Origin of the sequence: Massilia sp. CT11-137 (assembly GCF_047302885.1) — a bacterium.
Classification (GTDB): domain Bacteria; phylum Pseudomonadota; class Gammaproteobacteria; order Burkholderiales; family Burkholderiaceae_D; genus Telluria; species Telluria orientalis.
This window is the reverse complement of record NZ_JBKYMP010000002.1, coordinates 3,312,598-3,334,857: the sequence shown is the minus strand read 5'-3', so window position 1 is coordinate 3,334,857 and position 22,260 is coordinate 3,312,598. Positions and strand designations below refer to the sequence as shown.

Annotated in this window: 19 protein-coding genes; 11 read left to right on the top strand and 8 right to left on the bottom strand. The window is 68.0% G+C overall.

The features are described 5' to 3' along the window. Positions 1-3: 3 nt before the first annotated feature. The 7 genes from ACEN98_RS31670 to mntP all read left to right on the top strand — a co-directional run bounded on the left by ACEN98_RS31670 (position 4) and on the right by mntP (position 8,458). On the top strand, positions 4-1,056 hold the full coding sequence (locus ACEN98_RS31670) for an ABC transporter ATP-binding protein (protein ID WP_413388802.1): 1,053 nt from the start codon (positions 4-6) through the stop codon (positions 1,054-1,056). A 52-nt stretch (positions 1,057-1,108) separates the two neighbouring features. Next, a complete protein-coding gene (locus tag ACEN98_RS31665; protein WP_413388801.1) occupies positions 1,109-2,137 on the top strand; it encodes a LacI family DNA-binding transcriptional regulator in 1,029 nt (342 codons plus the stop codon). 90 nt (positions 2,138-2,227) lie between these two features. Then, positions 2,228-3,607, top strand: a complete 1,380-nt coding sequence (locus ACEN98_RS31660; protein WP_413388800.1) for a GH1 family beta-glucosidase — start codon at positions 2,228-2,230, stop codon at positions 3,605-3,607. A 111-nt stretch (positions 3,608-3,718) separates the two neighbouring features. Continuing rightward, positions 3,719-6,229, top strand: coding sequence for a glycoside hydrolase family 3 N-terminal domain-containing protein (locus ACEN98_RS31655; RefSeq protein ID WP_413388799.1), 2,511 nt, complete (start codon positions 3,719-3,721; stop codon positions 6,227-6,229). Then, positions 6,230-6,397 carry a glucokinase gene (locus ACEN98_RS31650; protein WP_413388798.1) on the top strand — a complete coding sequence of 56 codons (168 nt, stop codon included), beginning with the start codon at positions 6,230-6,232 and terminating at the stop codon, positions 6,395-6,397. A 19-nt stretch (positions 6,398-6,416) separates the two neighbouring features. Continuing rightward, positions 6,417-7,676 carry a sugar MFS transporter gene (locus ACEN98_RS31645; protein WP_413388797.1) on the top strand — a complete coding sequence of 420 codons (1,260 nt, stop codon included), beginning with the start codon at positions 6,417-6,419 and terminating at the stop codon, positions 7,674-7,676. 212 nt (positions 7,677-7,888) lie between these two features. Continuing rightward, entirely contained in the window at positions 7,889-8,458 is a 570-nt protein-coding gene (mntP, locus tag ACEN98_RS31640; RefSeq protein WP_413388796.1) for a manganese efflux pump MntP, read from the top strand. On the opposite strand, the gene ACEN98_RS31635 is transcribed toward mntP, so the two are convergent. The 6 genes from ACEN98_RS31635 to ACEN98_RS31610 form a co-directional block, all read right to left on the bottom strand. Beyond that, positions 8,459-9,613, bottom strand: a complete 1,155-nt coding sequence (locus ACEN98_RS31635) for an acyltransferase family protein (RefSeq protein ID WP_413388795.1) — start codon at positions 9,611-9,613, stop codon at positions 8,459-8,461. Continuing rightward, positions 9,610-11,121: a tryptophan halogenase family protein gene (locus tag ACEN98_RS31630; protein ID WP_413388794.1), complete on the bottom strand. Its 1,512-nt coding sequence runs from the start codon at positions 11,119-11,121 to the stop codon at positions 9,610-9,612. Before ACEN98_RS31630 ends, ACEN98_RS31635 begins: the two co-directional genes overlap by 4 nt. 39 nt (positions 11,122-11,160) lie before the next feature. Further along, entirely contained in the window at positions 11,161-12,168 is a 1,008-nt protein-coding gene (locus ACEN98_RS31625; RefSeq protein ID WP_413388793.1) for a cupin-like domain-containing protein, read from the bottom strand. Further along, positions 12,155-12,865, bottom strand: a complete 711-nt coding sequence (locus ACEN98_RS31620) for a SapC family protein (RefSeq protein ID WP_413388792.1) — start codon at positions 12,863-12,865, stop codon at positions 12,155-12,157. Before ACEN98_RS31620 ends, ACEN98_RS31625 begins: the two co-directional genes overlap by 14 nt. Before the next feature lie 44 nt (positions 12,866-12,909). After that, positions 12,910-14,442 (bottom strand): tryptophan halogenase family protein, encoded by a 1,533-nt coding sequence (locus tag ACEN98_RS31615; protein ID WP_413388791.1) that lies wholly within the window; start codon positions 14,440-14,442, stop codon positions 12,910-12,912. Between the two features lie 146 nt (positions 14,443-14,588). After that, positions 14,589-17,561 (bottom strand): TonB-dependent receptor, encoded by a 2,973-nt coding sequence (locus tag ACEN98_RS31610; protein ID WP_413388790.1) that lies wholly within the window; start codon positions 17,559-17,561, stop codon positions 14,589-14,591. Between the two features lie 229 nt (positions 17,562-17,790). Between ACEN98_RS31610 and ACEN98_RS31605 the strand changes: the two genes are divergently transcribed. From ACEN98_RS31605 to ACEN98_RS31590, 4 genes are all read left to right on the top strand, one after another. Beyond that, the gene (locus ACEN98_RS31605) at positions 17,791-18,594 is read left to right on the top strand and encodes a family 16 glycosylhydrolase (RefSeq protein WP_413388789.1); all 804 of its coding nucleotides are present in this window, start codon (positions 17,791-17,793) and stop codon (positions 18,592-18,594) included. A gap of 91 nt (positions 18,595-18,685) precedes the next feature. Beyond that, on the top strand, positions 18,686-19,831 hold the full coding sequence (locus tag ACEN98_RS31600) for a serine hydrolase domain-containing protein (RefSeq protein WP_413388788.1): 1,146 nt from the start codon (positions 18,686-18,688) through the stop codon (positions 19,829-19,831). After that, positions 19,809-20,273 (top strand): hypothetical protein, encoded by a 465-nt coding sequence (locus ACEN98_RS31595; protein ID WP_413388787.1) that lies wholly within the window; start codon positions 19,809-19,811, stop codon positions 20,271-20,273. Before ACEN98_RS31600 ends, ACEN98_RS31595 begins: the two co-directional genes overlap by 23 nt. A gap of 57 nt (positions 20,274-20,330) precedes the next feature. Continuing rightward, positions 20,331-21,605 (top strand): MFS transporter, encoded by a 1,275-nt coding sequence (locus ACEN98_RS31590; RefSeq protein WP_413388786.1) that lies wholly within the window; start codon positions 20,331-20,333, stop codon positions 21,603-21,605. Here ACEN98_RS31590 and merP read toward each other — a convergent pair. Then, the gene (gene merP / locus ACEN98_RS31585; protein WP_413388785.1) at positions 21,589-21,873 is read right to left on the bottom strand and encodes a mercury resistance system periplasmic binding protein MerP; all 285 of its coding nucleotides are present in this window, start codon (positions 21,871-21,873) and stop codon (positions 21,589-21,591) included. The two genes, ACEN98_RS31590 and merP, sit on opposite strands and share 17 nt — an antisense overlap. 11 nt (positions 21,874-21,884) lie before the next feature. Next, positions 21,885-22,259: a mercuric transporter MerT family protein gene (locus tag ACEN98_RS31580; RefSeq protein WP_413388784.1), complete on the bottom strand. Its 375-nt coding sequence runs from the start codon at positions 22,257-22,259 to the stop codon at positions 21,885-21,887. Between the last annotated feature and the right edge of the window lies 1 nt (position 22,260).

Below are 22,260 nucleotides of genomic sequence, written 5' to 3'. Positions count from 1 at the left end.
GGAATGGCGAACGTCTCGCTGCGCAAACTGAACATCGTCCTGGGCGGCAAGCCCATCATCCGCGACCTCGACCTGTGCGTGGAACCCGGCGAATTCCTCGTGCTGCTGGGGCCCTCAGGCTGCGGCAAGTCGACGCTGCTGCACAGTATCGCGGGCCTCGTCGACAGCGCTTCCGGCGCGATCGAGATCGGCGGGCGCGACATGACGGACGCCGATCCGAGCGAACGCGGCATCGGCATGGTGTTCCAGTCGTATGCGCTGTACCCGACGATGACCGTCGAGGACAATATGTCGTTCGGCCTGCGCATCGCCGGCACGCCGAAGGCCGAGATCCGGCGCCGCGTGGACCGCGCCGCCGCCATGCTGCAACTCGATGCGCTGCTGCGCCGCAAGCCCGCGCAGCTGTCGGGCGGGCAGCGGCAACGTGTCGCGATCGGGCGCGCGCTCGTGCGCGAGGCGCAGGTGTTCCTGTTCGACGAACCGCTGTCGAACCTGGACGCGAAGCTGCGCGCGGAACTGCGGCGCGAACTGAAACTGCTGCACCAGACGCTCGGCTCGACGATGATCTACGTGACGCACGACCAGGTGGAAGCGATGACGCTCGCGACCCGCATCGTCGTCATGCAGGGTGGAGAGATCCAGCAGATCGGTACGCCGCTGGACGTGTACGAGCGCCCCGCGAACCGCTTCGTCGCGGGCTTCCTCGGCGCGCCGGCGATGGCGTTCGTGGAAGGCACGCTGGATGCGCACGGACGTTTCGAGGCGGACGGCATGCGCTATCTGCAGGATGACGCGGCGCGTCCCGCCGGACGATCCGCGGTGCTGGGCATCCGCCCCGAACACGTGGCGATCCGGCCGGACGGCGATTGCGTCGGCGAAGTGACGCTGGTGGAACCGATGGGCAACCACCAGGTCGTGTGGCTGCGCCGCGGGAAGGCGACGCTGGCGTCGCTCGTGCACGACGCGCGCAGCTATGCGCCGGGCGAGCGCGTGGCCTTTTCGATCGATCCGGCGCGGGTGTCGCTGTTCGACCCCGCGAGCGGGAATCGCCTCTGAGCCCGGCAAATGCAGTATCCTTCGGACGAATGACAGCATTGAGGAAGAGTTTGTGGCAACTATCAAGGACGTAGCGAAGCTGGCCGGCGTGGGCCTGGGCACCGCGTCGCGCGTGGTGAGCGGAAAGGGCTCCGTGTCGCCCGCGACGCTGGCACGCGTGAAGAAGGCAATCGACGAGCTGGGTTTCCGGCCCTCGCACGCGGCGCGCGCGCTGCTGTCCGGCACGAGCCGCATGGTCGGCGTGTACATCCCCGTGCTGAGCGGGACGTTCTACACGCCGATCCTGCAGATCATCGACACGGAACTGCGCGCGGCCGGCGTGCACATGGTGCTCGCGTTCGGCGTCGGGCTCGGCGACGAGCGCCGCCAGGCCATCGAGGGCGTCGAATTCCTCGTCGAACGGGGCTGCGACGGCCTCGTCGTGATGACCAGTGCGCTGCTGGAAGAAGACCTGGCCGCGCTGGGCGCGAAGTCCGGCCAGCTCGTTGCGCTGAACCACAGCTTCGATTCCATGCCCGACCAGTGCTTCACCGTCGACCACACGCTGGGCGGCCGCCTCGCGGCGCGCGCGCTGCTGGACCACAAGCACCGCAAGATCGCCGTCGTCGAAGGCCCGCGCCAGCTCGAGGACAACCGCGCCCGCATCGACGGCTTCATGAGCGAGCTGCGCGACAACGGCATCGACCCCGCGAAGATCTGGCGCCTGGAGAGCGACTTTTCGCCGGCCGGCGGTTGGGCCGCGGCCAAGCAGCTGCTCGATTCCGGCTACCCGTGCACGGCGCTGTTCTGCGCGAACGACGAGATGGCCGTGGGCGCGCTGTCCTACTTCCAGGAAGCGGGCATCCGTGTGCCGCACGACCTGTCCGTGCTGGGGTACGACGACACGCCGAGCGCCGCCTTCTCGGCGCCACGCCTCACGTCCGTGCACATGCCGTGGCGCGAGATGACGCAGAACGGCATCAACGCCTTGCTGAACCTGTGCTACGACATGCGCCGTCCCGTCACGCGCGAATTCCCCGTCAGCGTGACGTTGCGCGCCTCGCTGGCCAAGGCCCCGGGCGCGAAGCGAAAGGCGGCCTGACCCGACTTCCCGATCCGGCGCGCCGCCGCATGCGCGCCTTTTTTCGCGGCGTCACTGGAAAGCTTTCCAATCACAACGACAAAGACTACGATGACCACCTACGATTTCTTCCCGGGCGCCGACGGCCCCGAACCGCAGGCGCCGCAGCGCGCCGACTTCGGCTCCGATTTCCTGTGGGGCTGCGCCACGTCGTCGTACCAGATCGAGGGCGCCGGCAGCGTCGACGGCCGGGTCGAATCCATCTGGGACCGCTTCGCCGCGACGCCGGGCAAGATCCGCGACGGTTCCTCGGGCGAGGTCGCGTGCGACCATTACCACCGCTGGCCGGTTGATCTCGACATCGGCCGCGACCTCGGCCTGAACGCGTACCGCTTCTCGATCGCCTGGCCGCGCATCTGCGACGGGGTGAGTGAGAAGCCGAATGCGAAGGGCCTCGATTTCTACGACCGCCTCGTCGACGGCATGCTGGAACGGGGCCTGCAGCCGTGGGCCACGCTGTACCACTGGGACCTGCCGCAATGGCTGCAGGACCGGGGCGGCTGGGCGTCGCGCGACACGGTCGGCGCGTTCGTCGACCTGGCCGACGCGGTGACGCGCCGCCTCGGCGACCGTGTGGGCCACTGGATCACGCACAACGAGCCCTGGTGCACGGCCATCATCGGCAATTACGAAGGCTGGCATGCGCCGGGCCTGACCGACCTCGGCACGGCGCTGCAGGTCGCGCACCACGTGCTGCTGTCGCACGGCAGGGCGGTGCCCGCGATCCGCGCGAACGTGCCGGGCGCGCAGGTCGGCATCTCGCTCAGCCTGCACCCGCTGCGGCCCGCAAGCGCCGCGCCGGAGGACGTCGCGGCGATGGAACGCCACGACGGCCTGCGCTACCGCTGGTTCCTCGACCCGCTGTACGGCCGCGGCTACCCGCAAGCGACGCTCGCGCAAGTGGGCAAGGCGGCGCCCGTCGTGCTCCCGGGCGACCTGGACGACATCGCCGTGCCGACCGACTTCCTCGGCGTGAACTACTACTTCCCGGAGACGGTGGCGCACGATCCGGACCACGGCCCGCTCGGCGCCCGTATCCTGCCGGCGCAAGGGGAGATCACGGCGATGGGCTGGCCCGTGGCGCCGCAGGGACTGTCCGAACTGCTGGCCCGGGTCGACCGCGACTACCGTCCCGGCCCGCTGTACGTGACGGAAAACGGCTCGTGCTACGACGACGTGGTGGCGGGAGACGGCGCCGTGCGCGACGTCGAGCGCCGGCGCTACCTGATGCGCCACCTGGCCGCGCTGCGCCAGGCCGTGGCCGATGGCGTGCCCGTGAAAGGCTATTTCGCGTGGAGCCTGCTGGACAATTTCGAGTGGGCGGAGGGCTATCTGCGCCGTTTCGGCCTCGTGCATGTGGATTACGCGACGCAGGAACGCCGGCTGAAGGACAGCGCGAAATGGTATCGCCGGTTCCTGCGCGGGGCGTGAACGCGAGCGGATGATTGACAGCGCGGGCGTTTGCCGTCAATATCTGCGGGGTCGATTGGAATCGTTTCCAATCGGCCACACACGATAACGAATGACCCCTGGAGACCCCGCATGACCACCCATCGCCCCAGCCACATCCGGCTCGCCGTCGCGTCCGCGCTGGCCGCCGCCGCGTTCTGCGCGACGGCCGCGCCACAGATCACGGCCTGGCCGCACCTGAAGAGCGCCATTGCCCCGGACGCCGCCCTCGAGGCGCGCGTGCGCGAGATCGTCGGCCGCATGACGCTCGCGCAAAAGATCGGCCAGATGACGCAGGCCGAACTGAAGGCCGTGACGCCGGACGACGTGCGCATGTACTACCTCGGCTCCGTGCTGAACGGCGGCGGCAGCTGGCCGCACAACGACAAGCACGCGAGCGCGGCCGAGTGGCTGAAGCTCGCGGATGCCTTTTACGACGCGTCGATGGCGACCGACATGGCCGTCAAGGTCCCGATGATCTGGGGCACGGACGCCGTCCATGGTCACAACAACGTCTACGGCGCCACCATGTTCCCCCACAATATCGGCCTCGGCGCCGCGCGTGACCCGGAACTGGTGCAAGCCATTGGCGCCGCCACGGGCAAGGCCGTGCGCGCGACCGGCATCGCATGGGTGTTCGGCCCAACCGTCGCCGTCGTGCGCGACGACCGCTGGGGGCGCACCTACGAAAGCTTTTCGGAAGACCCGCAACTGGTGCGACGCCTGTCCGGCCCGTACGTGGCGGGCCTGCAGGGCGCGCTGAAGGACGACGCCAACGTCATCGCCAGCATCAAGCACTACATGGCCGACGGCGGCACGGAGTTCGGCATCAACATGGGTGTCGCGAAAGTCGGCGAGCGCGACATGATGAATATCCACGCGCAGGGTTACTACGCCGGCATCGAGGCGGGCGCGCAGACCGTCATGGCCTCGTTCAATTCGTGGAACGACGTCGCGGCCGGCAAGGACTACGGCAAGGTGCACGGCAGCCACTATATGCTTACCGATATCCTGAAAGACAGGATGGGCTTCGACGGCTTCGTCGTCACGGACTGGAACGGCCACGGCGAAGTGCCGGGCTGCCGCAACGACAGCTGCGCCCAGGCCATCAACGCGGGCATCGACATGGTCATGGTGCCGAACGACTGGAAGGCTTTTATTTCGAATACGATCGGGGACGTCGAGGCGGGCCGCATCCCGATGGCGCGCATCGACGACGCCGTCGGCCGCATCGTGCGCGTGAAGCTGCGCGCCGGCGTGTTCGGCAAGCGCCCGTCGCAATCCGCCTGGGCCGGCAAGGACGACGCGCTGCTCGCGAAGGACCTGGGCCGCCGCGCCGTGCGCGAATCGCTCGTGCTGCTGAAGAACGAAGGACCGGCGCTGCCGCTGGCCACGAACAAGCGCATCCTCGTCGTCGGCAAGGCCGCCGACAGCATGGCCAACCAGACCGGCGGCTGGGCGCTGACGTGGCAGGGCACGGCGAACACGAATGCCGATTTCCCGAAGGGCGAGACGATCCTCGCGGGGCTGAAGGCGGCGGGCAGCAACGTCACGTACAGCGCGGACGCCGCCGGCGTGGACCCGGCCAGGTTCGACGCCGTCATCGCCGTGATCGGCGAGGCGCCGTATGCGGAAGGCGACGGCGACATCGTCCCCTCGGGCACGCTGCGCCATTCGAGCCGCTATCCGGAAGACCTGGCCGTGCTGCAGAAGGTACACGGCAAGGGCAAGCCCGTGGTGACCGTGTTCCTGTCCGGCCGCCCGCTGTGGGTGAACGACTTGCTGAACCTGTCGGACACGTTCATCGCGGCCTGGCTGCCCGGCACGGAAGGCAAGGGCGTCTCGGACCTGCTCGTCGCGGGCAAGGGCGCGAAGCCCCATGAATTCCGCGGCAAGCTGTCGTTCTCGTGGCCGAAGTCCGTGTGCCAGACGCCGCTGAACGTGGGAGACGCCGGCTATGCGCCGCTGTTCGCGTACGGCTACGGCCTCAAACGCGGCGAGCGTTCGCACATCGGCACGCTGGATGCGACGTATCCGGCCGGCGGCTGCAGCGCGTCCGACACGTACCCCGTGTACGGCCAGGCGGACCGCGCGAGCTTCCCGCTGCGGATCGCCAGCGGCACGGCCGTGCAGCCGTTGGGCGCCGACCTCAATGCGGGCACCAGCCTGCCGGGCATCTCGGTCGCCATCGCCCAGATCAAGACGCAGCAGGATGCGAAGCTCGTCTCGTGGACGGCGCCGGCGGTGTTCGAAGCGCACGGCGGCAAGCCGATCGCGCTGCCCGCCGCGCTGGCGGACAAGGGCGTGCTGCGCTTCGACACGATCGTGCGGCAGGCGCCCGCCGGCAAGGTGACGATCGCAATGGCCTGCGGCGACACCGCCTGCGGCACGCCGCTGGATGCGACCAGGCTGTTCACGGGCCTGGCCGGCAAGGGGCGGCAGGAGGTCGCGATCCCGCTGGCCTGCTTCCGCGCGCGCGGCGTGGACCTGGCGAGAGTCGACACGCCGTTCCGCGTGGCCAGCGACGGCGCTTTCACGGCCGCCTTCGGCAACGTCGACGTCACCGCGGACACCGGCACCGTCAAATGCGAGGACCTGCGATGAGTGGCTTGCGCCTGCTGGCCGCGCCCGACGTCACGGCGCGCCCGCTTCGAGGGCAAGGGCCGGTTGCGGGCTAACCTGGCGCGCATCCCGACGCGGCTCGTCACCGAACCGTATCCCGCACTGCGCGGCGCGGGCGCGGCCGCGCTGCTCGACGCCGCAACACCATAACCAAAACAAAGGAGATTCCATGGCAGCTTCCCCCAACCCGTCCGTGCCCGTGAGCGCGGCATCGTCCGCGGGCGCGACCAACACCGGCCCGCTCGTCATCGTCACGATCCTGTTCTTCATGTGGGGCCTGCTCACGTCGCTCAACGACGTGCTGATCCCGCACCTGAAGGCGATCTACACGCTGAACTACCTGCAGGCGATGCTCGTGCAGTTCTGCTTCTTCGGCGCCTATTTCATCGTGTCGCTGCCGGCCGGCGCGCTGATCCGCCGCATCGGCTACCAGAAAGGCGCCGTCACGGGCCTGTTGATCGCGGCCGGGGGCTGCGCGCTGTTCTATCCGGCCGCGCAGGGCGGTTATGGCCTGTTCCTGTTCGCGTTCTTCGTGCTGGCGGCCGGCATCACGATCCTGCAGGTGGCCGCGAACCCGTACGTGACGGTGCTCGGCCCGGCCGCGACGGCATCGAGCCGGCTGACGCTCACGCAGGCGTTCAACTCGCTGGGCACGACGGTGGGCCCGGCGCTGGGCGGCATGCTGATCCTCGCCGGCGCAAGCACCGTCGCGGCCGACCAGGCGGCGGCCGTGCAGGGACCGTATCTCGCGCTCGCCGTGGCGCTCGCGCTCCTCGCCGGGCTGTTCGCGCTGGCCCGGCTGCCGCGCATCGACCATGCGGATGCCGAGGTGCCCGCAGCGGGTGCCGTCGGCTCCGCGCTGCATCATCGCCACCTCGTGCTGGGCGCCGTCGCCATCTTCCTGTACGTCGGCGGTGAAGTCAGCATCGGCAGCTTCCTCGTCAACTTCCTCGGCGAGCAGCAGGTGGCGGGGCTGCCGGCGGCGCAGGCGGCGAGCTACGTCAGCGTGTACTGGGGCGGGGCGCTGATCGGGCGCTTCATCGGCTTTGCCGTGATGCGCGTCGTCAGTCCCGGCAAGGCGCTCGCGTTCAACGCGCTGCTGGCCATCGCGCTCGTGCTGGCCGCGATCTTCGGCCGGGGCCACGCCGCGATGTGGGCGATCCTCGCCGTCGGGTTGTGCAATTCGATCATGTTCCCGACAATCTTCAGCATGGCGCTGCACGGCCTGGGACGCCACACGGGCCAGGGCTCCGGCATCCTGTGCATGGCGATCGTGGGCGGCGCCATCGTACCGTTCCTGCAAGGCTGGCTGGCCGACCGCATCGGCGTGCAGCCGTCGTTCTTCGTGCCGGCGGCCTGCTATGGCTTCATCCTGTTCTTCGGCGTGAAGTATGCGAACCTGCATCGCCAGGGGGCCACCACCGGCTGAGACTGGCCATGCCGGCATCTTTTGCAGTAAAATGCCGGCATCCCATTGGGGAGTAGCCTGCTTCCGCCCTTCGGAAGTTCCCGTATCAACATACTCGACAGCCCCGGCTGACGTGGTACGGGCAGCCGTTTCGGTTGGCAAGACCTTTGGTATGCCTGCGCGTTCATCGGGCCGCGTCGGCATGCCTTCGCGTTTGCCCGACTGGAACCACAATGAATCTCCTCGCCACCGCAGCACTCGCTCTCGCCATGTCCACCGACGCATTCGCCGTCGCCGTCGGCAAGGGCGCCGCGCTGCAACGTCCCCATCTCCGCGAAGCCCTGCGCACAGGCGCCATCTTCGGCGTGATCGAAGGCCTCACGCCCGTCATCGGCTGGGCGCTGGGCCATTGGGCCGCGCCGTACGTCCAGGCGTGGGACCACTGGATCGCGTTCACCCTGCTGGGCGTGCTGGGCCTGCGCATGATGCGCGAAGGCCTGTCGGGCGCGGACGAAGCCGGGGACGACAAGCCGACGAGCCACTCGTTCTGGCTGCTGGCCGTGGCAGGCTTCGCGACGAGCATCGACGCGATGGCCGTCGGCGTGGGCCTCGCATTCATCGACGCGAACATCGTCACGACGGCCGGCGCGATCGGCCTGTCGACGTTCATCATGGTGACGATCGGCGTGATGGTGGGACGCGGCCTCGGCAAGCTGGTGGGCAAGCGCGCCGAATTCGTGGGCGGGCTCGTACTGATCGCGATCGGATCGCTGATCCTGTACGAGCACCTCGGCCAGGGCTGATCAGCCGTTCGCGGCCGGCGCGGCGACCGCCGGCTTGCGCTCCATCCAGCGCCGCGTGAGCCAGGCGCGCACGGGTTCGTCGTAGTACTTCAGCAGCAGCCACGCCAGCGCGACGCAGACGGCGAAGGTGGCCGCGGCGACGGGCACGCCGTCCCGCAACGACACGTGGTTCGCGTTGGTCCACGCGGTGTACGTGTAGACGAACGGATAGTGGACGATGTAGAGCGGATACGACAGCCCGCCCAGCGCGGCGCACACGCGGGCCGTACGGGCGCTTCCCTGCGCACTGGCGCCGAGCCAGATGACGAACGGGAACACGGCGACGATGCACACCGCTTCGTACAGCCCGTTCATCCACAGTGTGTCCGGGCCGCCGATGCGCGGCAACGCCATCGTGGCGAACAGGATCGCGGCGCTGACCGGGAACGCGTACGCGACGCGGCCCGGACGCACGACGCGCGACAGCAGCAGCCCTGCGCAGAACGGGTAGGCCAGGCGCGTGAACCCGAGCTGGAACTGGACGGGGTCCAGCGACCAGCCGCCGATCACGTCGCCGTTCGGCCCCGTCAGCAGGTAATGGACGAGCACCGCGCCGGCCAGCAGCGCGAGCACGCCGAGGATCCGGTTCGGCAGCCGCCGCAACACCAGCGCGTACAGCACGTTCGCCACGTATTCGAAGAACAGCGACCATGCCGGGCCGTTCAGGGGATGCATCTCGGCCCAGCCGCGCAGGTCCATGCTGGGTGGCACCGGCAGCAGGGTCATGCCGATCACCATGATCAGCAGCACGCGCCACAGGGGCGTGTCCGCGATCATCGGGAACAGCGGCCCGGCCTGGAAATAGAACATCAGCGCGCCGATCACCATCGCGACGACGATCATCGGATGCAGGCGGATCAGCCGGCGCTGGAAGAACTCGCCCAGCGACATGCGCCGCCAGCGGTCGTCGTAGGCATAGCCGATCACGAAGCCGGACAGCAGGAAGAAGAAGTCGACGGCCAGGTAGCCGTGGTTGATCACCTGCGCGAAGCGGTTGACGGCATGCGCCTCGCACAGGTGGAACGCGACGACCGTCAGCGCCGCGACGCCGCGCAGGCCGTCGAGGACGGGGTAGTGCCGCCTGGTGTCGGCGAAGCCGCCGGCCGCCGCCGTCACGGCTTGCCCGCCGGGCAGTAGCGCTCCACGTATTGCTGGTGCGGCGGCAGTTGCGACGCCGTGCGGCGCACGCCGTTCCTGATGCCGTCCAGGAAGCCGCGCAGCTCGTCGTCGCCCATCAGGTCCGCGCTCGGATGCCAGCGTTCGGGCGTGAGGCCCTGGCCCAGCATCACCTGCACCCACGAGTTTTCCGCAAAGAGTTCGTTCCCTTCGCGGAAGACGCGGGCGCCGTCGCGGAACAGGTCGATGCGGTGCTGCAGGCTGTCCGGCACCGGCATCAATGCCGCGTCGTGCCAGTACGGCGTGTCGCGCCGGTTCGTGACCTTGTAGTGCAGGATGATGAAGTCGCGGATCGTGCGGATGTCTTCCTCGGTCTGCAGGTTGAATTCGTCGACGTCCGCCTGCTGGATGCCGTAAGTCGGGAACGTCTGCAGCAGGCGCACGATGCCGCGCTGGATCAGGTGGATGCTCGTCGATTCGATCGGTTCCAGGAAGCCGCTCGCGAGGCCAAGGCCGATGCAGTTGCCGACCCAGACCTTCTTGCGCTGGCCCGGCGTGAAGCGGATCACGCGCGGCTCCGTGAGGACCTTCCCCTCGATGTTGCCGAGCAGCGTGGCGCGTGCCGTGGCTTCGTCCGTGTAGCGGCTGGAGAACACGACGCCGTTGCCCGTGCGGTGCTGCAGCGGGATGCGCCATTGCCAACCCCAGTCGTGCGCCATCGAGCGCGTCAGCGGCACGGCCGGGCCGGTGGATTCCGTCTGTACGGCGATCGCGCAGTCGTTGAACAGCCATTGCGACCAGTCTTCGTACTCGGCGCCCATCGTCTGGCCCAGCAGCAGCGAGCGGAAGCCCGTGCAGTCGATGAACAGGTCGCCCTCGACGCGTGTGCCCGAATCCAGCACGAGCGCGGTGATGTGGCCTGTGGCCGGGTCGGTGTCGACGCTGGCGATCTTCGCTTCGATGCGCTCGGCGCCGAAGTGTTCGGAAAAGCGGCGCAGGTAGCGGGCGTAGCGCGTCGCGTCCAGGTGGTAGGCATAGTTGATGCCCTGGTTCGGCAGGTGGCCGAAGCGCTTTTCCTGCGACGCGACCAGTTCCAGGCAGTAGTCGCCGTAGTCGCCGGCGAGGCCGCGGTCGCGGCCCTTCAGCCAGAAGTGCTGGAAGCCGGCCGTCCAGTGGTCCGTGCCCGTCATACCGAACGAGTGGATATAGTCTTCGCCGCGCGCGCGCCAGCTTTCGAAGCTGATGCCCAGCTTGAACGTGGCCTGCGTGGCGGCCATGAATTCCTGTTCGCCGATGTCGAGCAGGCGGTGGAAGTGCACGAGGCTCGGGATCGTCGCCTCGCCCACGCCGACGGTCCCGATCTCGTCCGACTCGACGAGCTTGATGTCGACGACCTTGCCGAGGGTGCGCGCCAGCGCCGCCGCGGCCATCCAGCCGGCGGTGCCGCCGCCGGCGATGACGACGCGCCGGATCGGGCGGCCGCGCTCTTGTTGGTTGTTGTTCTCCATGTCTCTACTCCTGGCTTGTACGCGTTGTCTTCTTTAGTCTTATCTGTTTATGCGGCGCAGCAGCTGGCCGCGCAGCACGCGGGCGCCGTCCTCGTCGAGCGGCGACAGCGCATAGCGCGCATTCTCGGGAATGTGCGCGAGGTTTGCGGGGTCCGGCTCGAAGATGTAATGGCGGAAGATTTCCTGCCACGCGCGCCGCTGCTCGGGCGGCAGGTCGCGCATCGTCAGGATCGCCAGCATCAACGCGTTCGTCGGCGTGTCCATGTAGTCCGGGGACTGGCGCCACCAGTAGTTCACGAGCACGTTGAACGCGGACAGCGCTTCCACGTGGTGCCACCACATCGATGGGATGAACAGCGCGTCGCCGGGGCCCATCTCGGCCACTTCCGCATGCTGCAGCGCCTCGGCGTAGCGCGGGAAGCGCCCGAAGTCCGGGTTGCGCACGTCGACGAGGCTGATCGCCTGGCCGGCCGGATTGAAGTCGAGCGGGCCGACGTACAGGTTCTTCAGCTGGTCCGGCGGGAACAGCGTGAAGCGCCGCTCGCCGACCGCGACGACCGCCATATTGTCGGGCAGGTCGTAGTGCGTGGCGACGACGGTGCGGTTGCCGATCCAGATGCTGGCCAGCGGATTGCGGTCGCCGAGGTCCAGGTCGTTCTCGGCGCGCAGGCCGGGCAGGGCGCCGTCGATCGACGTCGAGCCCACGTAGATCGCGCCGGGATCCGGCCGCTTGCGGTGTTCGGCCAGTTCGTCCAGCACCTGGTCGAGCCGCCCGCGCACGTTGTGGAAGTTGAAGCCCGTGATCGTGTCGTTGTAGAAGAAGCGGCCGCCGATCTGCGGCGGGCCAAGCATGGCGTTGACGGTCGCGTCACGATAAAACCGGCGCAGGTAGGCGTCTGCGCTTTCGGCGGATGCGCGTCCCCTTTGCACGAGGGGCCAGTCGGCCGCGAGGCCGCGTACGATGTAGGGCCGCGTTGCGCGCAGCATCTCGTCCGGCAGCTTGTTGTCGCCGAACGAGACTTCCCGGACGTGCTTAACGGAGGTCATTGGCGCGGTTCTTCCGTTGGATCAGGCCGCGGAACTGCGCCAGCGACGCCACCGCCATGTAGATGGCCTGCAGATAGCCGTTGTCGTGCAGGCGCGCGAGCTGCTCGCCCGTCAGCTTCGCGAGGCGGTCTTCGTTGATCGTGTAGAAGCCGGCCAGGCGGTTCTGCGAGCCATCGTCCAGTTCCACGTCCAGCACGAACGATTCGATCAGTTCCAGCTCGACGAGCGCGGCGACGAACGCGCGCGATGCGGCGAGGCCTTCGTGGATCGTGCGCAGCACGGAGCTGATGCGTTCCAGGTATTCGCTCGTGCCGCCATAGGTGAGGAACAGCGCCTCGCCCTCGATGCCGCCGTCGCGCACGCGCGGGCTGTCCAGGTCGACGTGGACGGACAGTTCCTCGCCGCTGCGGCCGATCACGAACGGCTGGCGTTCGATCGTCAGCGGGATCGTCGGCGCGTCCCAGCCGTTCGGGCCGAGGAACAGGTTTTCGCCCTGTTCGAAGCCGAGCAGGGCGAGCGCGTCGTAGCCGCCGTTGCCGTCCTGCGCGAACACGATCGGGTAGCAGGCCTGCAGGTCGCGGAATTCGGCGGGGAAGGTCAGCGCCGACATCACGGCGTCGCCGTACGCCGCGCCGCGGGTGGTGACCACGCGCAGGTTCTTGTGGTCGACGTTGTTCAGGGGTGCATGGTTGGCCATCGGTGGTAGTCTCTCTCGTTATTGGTATTTTGGTGGTGTCTCCGCTAGCCTGGCGGCATGCCGTACTGGCGGATGTGGTGGAGCATCTCGCGGTTCGCGGGCAGCTGCGGCAGCATCCGGGCGGTGAGCCGCGCGGCCTCGCGGAAGTACTGGGAGGCAGCCTCCGGCAGGTCGGAGGCGCGCTCGGTCAATTCGGGCCGGAAGCCCATCCCGTACAGGACGTACTGCCAGCTCGCGGACGGGAAGATTTCTTCGATGCGCGGGAAGTCGCGCCGCGACGGCGCGCGCGTGCGCCACAGCGCGAGCAGCTCGCGCAGGCGCGGCGACTGCGTGCCGGGCGCGCGGTGATCGAGCCAGTAGGCGGTATCCGTGCGCTTCGACAGCACGTAGTGCAGCTTCAGGAAGTCGATGATGCGCTCCCAGCGGTACGTGAAGGCTTCGTTGAAGCGGGCGGCGATCGTATCCATCTGTGCACGCGTGGCGGGCATGTCGTCCGCCAGCCAGGCCGCGGACAGTTCCACGAGCGCGAGCGCGGACGCTTCCAGCGGCTCGATGAACCCGGCGGACAGGCCGATCGCGACCACGTTGCGTTCCCAGAAGCGGGCGCGGTAGCCGGGGTCGAACGCGATGTTCCGCGGTTGCGGGACCGCCCCGACGATGCCCGTGGACGCCAGATAGGTGCGCAGCGTCGCCTCCGCCGCGTTGTCGTCGACGTGGGCGCTGGAATACACGTAGCCGACGCCGCGCCGCGCGGGCAGGCCGATGTCCCAGGTCCAGCCGTGCGGCTGGGCGGTGGACGTCGTCTGCGACGCGATGGGCGTGTCATCCGTTGGATAAGGCACCTGCACGGCGAGGGCACGGTCGTTGAACAGCACGTCGCGCTGCGACACGAGCGGCACGCCGTAGTGGCGGCCCAGCAGCAGCGAGGCCATGCCCGTGCAGTCGACGAACAGATCGCCCTCGATCAGGCCCGCCTCGCGCGTGCGCAGCGCGGCGATGTCGCCGTCGTCCGTGGACAGGATGTCGACGACGTGGGCCAGCACGTGGCGCACGCGCAGCCTGTCGACGCAGTGCTTCTGCAGGAAGACGCCGAATTTGCCGGCATCCAGGTGGTAGCCGTAGTTGGCGACGCCGGCGAATTCCGGCGTCTGCGGCTGCTTGGGCGCGCGGCCCTGCTTGCACAAATGCGGCTGGTAACTCACCAGGTCGGCGAACGGCACGTCGCGATGCGACCGTTGCCAGGCCGCGACGAGGTTCGCCTCGCCGTAGCCCTGGGGCAGGGAAAAGGGGTGGAAATAGACGTCGCCGTCGCTGCCGTCGACCCAGCGGTCGAAGCGCGAGCCCTGCTTGAACGCGGCGTCGCATTCGCGGAAGAACGCGGCTTCGGAGACGCCGATGCGCTGCAGCGTCTCGCGCATGGACGGCCACGTGCCTTCGCCGACGCCGATGGGCGGCACGCCCGGCGATTCGACGAGCGTGACGGTCAGGCGCGGGTGTTCGGCCGCGAGGACGCCGGCCGTCAGCCAGCCCGCGGAGCCGCCGCCGACCACCACGACGTGTTCGATGGGTTTACTCATCACAGCTTCCTTTTTCCGGTGGGCCGCATGAGTCTACCTGAAAATGCTGCTTTTGGAACAACTATTTATACGCTGAAACCGATTACGGCAGACTGACCGTACGCGACATTCCCGTCGTTCCCGCCTGCGCGGGAACGACGGATAACTTAGAACTTGTAGCGTGCCCCCAGCATGTAACGCGGTCCGGTCTGCGTCACGTACAGGGCCTGCTGCGTGGTCCGGCCGTGCACGCGGCTCGTCTCGTTCGTCAGGTTGATGGCTTCGAACTGCACGACCAGCTTCGGCGTGACGTTGTAGCCGACCGACAGGTCGAGCTGGCCGTACGGCTCCACGTAGTTCGGGTTCGGGCCCGCGCCGTCGAACGTCGACGACAGGAACTCGCCGCGCCAGTTGTAGGCCGCGCGCACGTTCCACTTGTCGTTCTCGTAGATGCCGACCAGGTTGGCGGAGTTCGACAGGCCGACCAGCGCGAATTGTTCGCCCACGCTGCCGTTATCGTACCGCAGTCCGGAGTGCACGTACGTGTAGTTCGCCGAGATGCCGAAGCCGGTGTTGCCGAACATGTGCTGGAGATTGAGTTCCAGGCCGTTCAGGCTCGCCTTCTTCTGGTTCGAGAACGTCGTGATCTGGAAGTGCGCCACCGGATCGCCCGGTTGGCCGACGATGTTGCCGGTCGGGTTGCCGCTGCTGTCCACGCCCGTCACCGTCACGCCCGCGGCGGTCGGGTGATTCTTGAAGATGTAGTTGCGGATGCAGGCCGGGTCCGTGCCGCAGCCGGCGGCCGACGCTTCGTTCCACAGCGCGCCGCCCACCGGCGTGTGCAGGTTGAACGGCGTGGCGTCGATCTTCGACTGGCCGGCGTAGTTCTCGAGGTCTTTATAGAACGCGTTCACGGAGAAGAAGCTGTCCTTCCCGTAATACCACTCCCACGACAGGTCGAAGTTCTTCGACTTGACCGGCTTCAGCGCCGGATTGCCCTGCGAGCCCGTGCCGCCGTCCACGCGCGCCAGCGTATTCAGGATCTGGCCGCCGGCGATCTGGTCGTAGCGCGGACGGCCGATGGTCTCGCCATAGCTCGCGCGCACCTTCATGTCGTCGCGCAGGTCCATGTCCCAGTCGACCGACGGCAGCAGGTGGTGGTACTTGCCGGTCAAGGTCGTGAACGTCGGGGCGCCGAACGTGACCGGGAATTCGTTGGCGGAGACCATCGTGATGGCGGTGGCCGCCGGCACGAGCGCGGTGGAGACGACGTCCGTCTTCTCGTAGCGCACGCCGATCGCGGTGTGCATCGGCAGCGCCGTATCCCAGTCCGTATTGAACTGCAGGTACAGGCTCTTCGATTTTTCGCCGGTGCGCTGGTCCGTGTCGTACGTGTTCTTCGGCAGGTACAGCGCGGGCAGGCCGGATGCCTTCGACACCACGTCGCGCACCTGCGCGAAGTTGAAGGTGTAGAAGGTGTTGAACAGGTTCGGGTTCTGGCTGCCGGCCAGCTGGTCGAAGTACTGGCGGATCGTGTCGGCGTGCCACAGGCTGCTCGGGTAGTCCGACGGCTTCGTCGCGCCGGTCCACGAGTCGCGCTGCTGCGTGGAGAACGCGGAGCGGTTCTTGACCTCGATGGTGCCGATGCCGAAGTTCAGGTTCGACGCTTCCAGCATGCGCAGGCGGCCCTTGAACTGGAGCTGGTCGACCTCGCCCTTCATGTAGCCGTTCTGGAAGACGGAGCCGGTGACCTGCTGCGGCGCGCCCGTGAAGTTGGCGCCCTTGATCGACAGGACGGGGAACTCCTGCGAGAAGTCGGCCGTCGTGTCGCCGCGCGAGAAGCTCGCGGTGCCCAGCGTATTGTTCGAGCCGAACGGGCTGTCCGCCTTCGATTCCGCGGTCGAACGGTGCGCGTCGAACTCGAGTTTGAGATCCTTGCTGGCGCGCCACTGGGTATTGAAGCCGATCGACTTGTTCTGCGTTTTCGTCGCGAAGTCGGCGCCGCCCATCGCGATGTCGCTGTTCCCGGCCGGGATGAATTCCGTGTAGAGGAGCGGCGCGGCGATCGGGCCATTGGTCCACGACGATGCCGACGCGCCGAAGTTGAACCAGGCGGAGACGTCGTTGCGCTTCGTCTGCAGCTTGTTTTCCGAGTACGTGTAGTCGAGGGTCGTCGTCAGCTCCTTGACCGGCTGCCACTGCAGGGTCAACTGGCCGTTGGTGCGCTGGCGCTTCACGCCCGTCATGCTGTAGTTCAGGTTCTGCGGCACCTGGTAGATGTCGCCGGGCTTCGGACGGTTCGTGATGTTTTCCGAGCCGGCGGTACCCGGCTGCGGGATCGTGCCCCAGTTGTTCTCGTCGCCGCGGAACGGACCCTTCCAGCCGCTCGACACGGACGCCTGGTTGAAGCCCAGGTTGCGTTCCTGGTAGCTGGCCGAGACGCCGAGGCCCCAGTGGCCATCCTTCGACGTCGTCGAATAGATGCCCGAGAATTCCGGCGTGGTGGAGGTGCTGGCCTTGACGTCGCCCGGCAGGTTGTTGTTCGACGTGTCGTGCACGGCCTTGATGCCGATGCTCGAATACGTGCCCAGTTTGTCGAGCGGACGCGCCGTGATCACGTTGACGGTGGCGCCGATGCCGCCGGTCGGCGTCTCGGCGCGGCTCGTCTTGTAGACCTGCAGCTGCGAGATCGCTTCCGACGCCAGGTTCGAGAAATCGAACGAGCGGCCATTCAGGTCGCCCAGGTTCGACGTCGGCATCTGGCGGCCGTTCAGCAGCACCATGTTGAAGTCGGGACCCACGCCGCGCACGGTGATCTTCTGGCCTTCGCCGTTCACGCGGTCGATCGACACCCCCGAGATGCGCTGCAGCGATTCGGCCAGGTTCGTGTCGGGGAATTTGCCGATATCCTCGGCCACGATGCCGTCGACGATCCCGTCCGACTGGCGCTTCAGGTTCAGCGACGAGGCCAGCGACTGGCGCAGGCCCGTGACGGTGACCTGCTGGATCGACGTGGTCGGGATGTCGCCGCCGCGGCTGTCTTCGGTCGCGGTCGTCTGGGCGTAGGCGGGGATCAGGGCGGCGCAGGCGCTCGCCACGGCCAGGCTCATCAGTTTTTGGTTTGCCTTGGGGTAATGCATTGGGTCTCCTCTGTTTTTATCTCTCTTCACCGCTTCAACATCGTTTCCAATGTCTGGAAACGTTTCCATATGCTGGTCGAATCTTATGTTCAGAAAAAATAATTGTCAACGGAATATTTAGTAGTGCGTGGCCGAAACGGCACACTGAAAATACAGGGCGCGTTTGACATCGAAAAATTCGCGGTGCTATATTGGAAACTGTCTGGGAACGTTTCCACGAGGAGGTCGCATGCCCATGTTTCGCGCTGCCGCCGTGCTTGCCGTTTTCCTGTCGCTGGGGACTGCGGCCCGTGCGCAAACAACGCTCACGCAGCCGCCCGGCTGGGTGCTGGACTGGCACGACGAATTCGACGGTCGCACGCTCGACCGGACCAAATGGGTCCCGGAGACGGGCGGCAACGGCTGGGGCAACCATGAGCTGCAGTTCTATACGGACCGGCCCGACAACGTGCGTGTCGATGGCGGCAATCTCGTCATCGAAGCCCGCAAGGAAGACCGCGGCGGACGCCACTACACCTCCGCGCGCATCAAGACGGCGGGAAAGGTCGAGCGCACGTACGGCCGCTACGAGGCGCGCATCAAGATACCGCGCGGGCAGGGCATCTGGCCCGCGTTCTGGATGCTCGGGGCCGACATCGGCCAGGCCGGCTGGCCCCGCTGCGGCGAGATCGACATCATGGAAAACATCGGCCGCGAGCCGGATCTCGTCCACGGCACGCTGCACGGCCCCGGCTACAGCGGCGACAAGGCCATCGGCAAGCCGCAGCGGCTCGACAAGGGCACCTATGCGGACGACTACCACGTCTACGCCGTCGAATGGGAACCGCGCGAGATCCGCTGGTACCGCGACGGCATCCTGTACCACACGGCGCGGCCGGACACCATCACGGGCGACTGGGTGTTCGAACACCCGTTCTTCGTGATCCTGAACCTGGCCGTCGGCGGGGCCTGGCCCGGCAATCCGGATGCGACGACCGCGTTCCCCCAGCAGATGCTGGTCGACTACGTGCGCGTCTACAAGCGTGCGCGTTGACGAATCGTCATGACGGAGTTAGCGCTCTCATGGCATCATGTCGGGCTTGGATGCCGCGCGGTGCGGCATCCGGCGGGTCTGGGGAGAGCGCATGCGGTTCGGGACGTGGTTGACGGTGGGTATGGCGGCGATGTTGGTGGCGGGCTGCGCGCGTCCGCTACGCCCCATGCAATCGCTGTCCGATCCGGAAATCCAGCGCGCGATGCGGCGCGAGCAGGTGCAGGGCCTGGCCTTCGCGACGATCGAGAACGGGCAGGTCGTGAACGTGAAGGCGATGGGCACGCGCAACGCGTCCCTCGGCCAGCCGCTGACGCCGGACACCATCATGGCGGGCGGCACCCTCACGAAGGCGGCCTTCGCGTACATGCTGCTGCAACTGGCCGACGAGGGACGGATCGACCTCGACGCGCCCGTCACGAAGCTGCTGCCGCATCCGTTGCCCACGTACCGCGTGCGGCCCTACGATTTTTCCGACCTCGCCGGCGACGCGCGCTGGCAGACGATCACGCCGCGCATGCTGCTCGCGCACGGCGGCGGGCTCGCCGACTACCGCTGGATGGAGCCGGGCGGCCGGCTGCGCATCCACACCGATCCGGGCGAGCGCTATGCGTATTCGAGCGAAGGCTATGCGATCCTGCAGCTGATCGTCGAGCAAGGCCTCGGCCTGGACGTGGCGCAGGAAATGCGCCGGCGCGTGTTCGACCGCTTCGGCATGCGCCGCACGAGCATGTACTGGCGCGCGGAGTATTCGGAAAACGCGGCGGACGGCTACGCCTTCGACGGCACCCTGCAGCCGCACGAGCGCCGCTACCGCGTGCGCGCCGCGGGCTCGATGGAGACGACGATCGCCGACCAGGCCAGGCTGTGGGCCGGCATCATGCGCGGCGACGGATTGCGGCCCGACACGCGCGCCGCGTTCTCGACGGGCTGGCTGCCGATTGCATCGCGCCGTCGCTACCCCGCGTTCGACGGCGCCGAGACCGCGTGGACGCAGAAGCTGGCGGCGGGCCTCGGTGTCGTCACGTTCGAGGACCGCTCGGGCCCCGGCTGGTTCGACGGCGGCCACGACGAATCGACGGCGGACTTCGTGCTGTGCCTGGAGACGGGCCAGCGCTGCGTGGTGATGCTGTCGAACGACGTGCGGGCGGAGCGCCTGTTCCCGGAACTGGGCCGGCAGGCGCTCGGGCCCGACGACATGCCGTGGAGCTGGGAATATGACTGGCTGGATCAACCTTGACGCCGCGGGCGGCGCCGGCATGCCACAGCCTGCGCCCGATGCCTATTGCGAGGATGCGCGCTTCGAGGACTCCTTTCGGCGTTGGCTGCTGGGCGCGATCGGCGAGCCGGCCGGCAGCTGGCGCGCGGGCGTGCGCGCGCTGTGCTTCAACGTCCACCCGATCACGCCCGGCGACCACGCCGTGGAATTGATCGGCGCCGCGGATTGCGACCCGGCCGCCGCCGACTGGGCGCTGGACGAGGTGTGGCTGCCGTCGCGCCCGCGTCTCGCGCTGCCGGGTGACGTCGCCGATGGCGACGACGGGGTGCTGCTCGTGCGGCGCCTCGTGCGCGCCGCGCTCGCCGACGGCTTCGCGGGCGCGCGCCTGAAACGCTATCCGCGCATCGCCGTGGGCCACGTGGACGGGGCGCTCGACGTCCTGTGGGAGCGCGCGCCAATCTAGGACGCGTCCGGCAAGGATCGCAGGCAGGCGTTACACTTGCCGCTTTACCCGGAGCGCATGTTGTCCCCATCGCCTTTGCCCACCGAGGTGCTCGACCGTCCGCGGCATGATCGTGCCGGCCAGGTCAGCGCAAACCATCCCGACATGCCCACGTGGCTGATGCTGCTGATCGCCGCCGCCTGCGGCCTGATCGTCGCGAATCTGTATTACGTCCAGCCGCTCGTCGGCCCGATCCGCGCGGAGATCGGCCTGCCGGCCGGCGCGGCGGGCCTGCTCGTCACGCTGACACAGCTCGGCTATTGCGCCGGCCTGCTGCTCGTCGTGCCGCTCGGCGACCTGCTCGAAAACCGCAAGCTCGTGCTGGCCCTCGTGGCCCTGCTGGTGGCGGCGCTCGTCGCGGCGCCCCTCGCGCCGGCGCTCGGCCACCCCGTGCCCGCGTTCCTCGCGTGCTCGCTGGTGATCGGCTTCAGCGCCGTATCCGTGCAGGTGCTGGTGCCGTACGCGTCGCATATGGCGGCCGAACACGTGCGCGGTCGAGTCGTCGGCAATATCGTCAGCGGCCTGATGTTCGGGATCATGCTGGCCCGTCCCGTCGCCAGCTTCGTCACGCACGCGTGGTCGTGGCAGGGTGTGTACGTGCTGTCGGCCGTGCTGATGGTGGTGCTCGGGATCGTGCTGCGCGTGCTGCTGCCGGCGCGCCGTCCGCATGCGACGCTCGGCTATGGCGCTTTGCTCGCCTCGATGGCGGGACTCGTGCGCGAGCTGCCCGTGCTGCGCCGCCGCGCCATCTACCAGGCCGGCATGTTCGGCGCGTTCAGCGTGTTCTGGACCGTGGTGCCGCTGCTGCTCGCGAGCCCGGCCTACGGCATGAACCAGCGCGACATCGCGTGGTTCGCGCTGGCCGGCGTCGCGGGCACCATCGCGGCGCCGCTCTCGGGCCGCGTGGCGGACCGCGGCTGGACGCGCCCCGCGACGGTGTTTTGCATGCTGCTCGGCCTGCTGGCGTTCGTGCCGACGCTGGGCCTGGCGGACGGCGGCCGGTTCGGCGTCGGGATCCTCGTGGCGGCCGCCATCGCGCTGGACTTCGCCGTGTCGGGCAACCTCGTGCTCGGGCAGCGCGCGATCTATGCGCTGGGCGCGGAAGTGCGCGGGCGCGTGAACGGCCTGTACATGGCGACGTTCTTCCTGGGCGGCGCGACCGGTTCGGCGCTGGGGGCGTGGAGTTATGCGCACGGCGGCTGGCAGGCCGCGTGCGCCGTGGGGATGGGATTGATCGGGGCCGTGTTCGTCGTCTTCCTCACGGAGCCCCGTGGTATCACTTCGAGGTCTTGAGCAGCGCCGGATAGCCCACGTCTTCCGTCGCCTTTTTCAGGTCGGCGACGGTGGCCTGGGCGTCGTCGTAGACGATGACGGCTTCGCGCTTCTCGTAGCTGACCTTCACCTTCGACACGCCGGGCACCTTCGACAGCGCCGTCTTGATGGTGATGGGGCAGGTGGCGCAGTCCATGGTCGGCACGTTCAGCGACACGGTCTGCTGCTTGGCGAAGGCCGGCGCCGCGATGAAGAGGGCGGCGATGGCGAGGGATCGGGTGAAGTTCATGATGGCTATCCTCAGTAAAACAGCGGGGCGATCAGCGGAAAGCCCAGCAACAGCGCGACGAACAGCGCGCAGGCGATGAATACGCGGCGCATCAGCGGCCGTGTGGTGGCGCAGTCGCCGCTCTCCAGGTCGCACGCGCGCGCCGGACGGAACACGAGCCAGCCGGCCCACGCCAGCGCACCCACGGTCAGGGCGATGGCATACGGCGTCACGGGCTTCAGCGCCTGAAGGTTGACCATCCACGCGCCCGTCACGCCGATGAGCACGAGCGCGAGCGGCAGCACGCAGCACGTGGAGGCGAGCAGCGCCGCGAGCATGCCGATGGCGAGCAGGCGGCCGGCCCTGCGTTCGGTACCGTCGACGGGTTGGCGGGCGAGCGTGGACATG

Coding starts and splice junctions, on each gene's coding strand:
- ACEN98_RS31670 (WP_413388802.1), top strand. CDS start 4: ATGGCGAACGTCTCGCTGCGCAAACTGAACATCGTCCTGGGCGGCAAG.
- ACEN98_RS31660 (WP_413388800.1), top strand. CDS start 2,228: ATGACCACCTACGATTTCTTCCCGGGCGCCGACGGCCCCGAACCGCAG.
- ACEN98_RS31655 (WP_413388799.1), top strand. CDS start 3,719: ATGACCACCCATCGCCCCAGCCACATCCGGCTCGCCGTCGCGTCCGCG.
- ACEN98_RS31645 (WP_413388797.1), top strand. CDS start 6,417: ATGGCAGCTTCCCCCAACCCGTCCGTGCCCGTGAGCGCGGCATCGTCC.
- mntP (WP_413388796.1), top strand. CDS start 7,889: ATGAATCTCCTCGCCACCGCAGCACTCGCTCTCGCCATGTCCACCGAC.
- ACEN98_RS31630 (WP_413388794.1), bottom strand. CDS start 11,121: ATGGAGAACAACAACCAACAAGAGCGCGGCCGCCCGATCCGGCGCGTC.
- ACEN98_RS31625 (WP_413388793.1), bottom strand. CDS start 12,168: ATGACCTCCGTTAAGCACGTCCGGGAAGTCTCGTTCGGCGACAACAAG.
- ACEN98_RS31620 (WP_413388792.1), bottom strand. CDS start 12,865: ATGGCCAACCATGCACCCCTGAACAACGTCGACCACAAGAACCTGCGC.
- ACEN98_RS31615 (WP_413388791.1), bottom strand. CDS start 14,442: ATGAGTAAACCCATCGAACACGTCGTGGTGGTCGGCGGCGGCTCCGCG.
- ACEN98_RS31610 (WP_413388790.1), bottom strand. CDS start 17,561: ATGCATTACCCCAAGGCAAACCAAAAACTGATGAGCCTGGCCGTGGCG.
- ACEN98_RS31605 (WP_413388789.1), top strand. CDS start 17,791: ATGCCCATGTTTCGCGCTGCCGCCGTGCTTGCCGTTTTCCTGTCGCTG.
- ACEN98_RS31600 (WP_413388788.1), top strand. CDS start 18,686: ATGCGGTTCGGGACGTGGTTGACGGTGGGTATGGCGGCGATGTTGGTG.
- ACEN98_RS31595 (WP_413388787.1), top strand. CDS start 19,809: ATGACTGGCTGGATCAACCTTGACGCCGCGGGCGGCGCCGGCATGCCA.
- ACEN98_RS31590 (WP_413388786.1), top strand. CDS start 20,331: ATGTTGTCCCCATCGCCTTTGCCCACCGAGGTGCTCGACCGTCCGCGG.
- merP (WP_413388785.1), bottom strand. CDS start 21,873: ATGAACTTCACCCGATCCCTCGCCATCGCCGCCCTCTTCATCGCGGCG.
- ACEN98_RS31580 (WP_413388784.1), bottom strand. CDS start 22,259: ATGTCCACGCTCGCCCGCCAACCCGTCGACGGTACCGAACGCAGGGCC.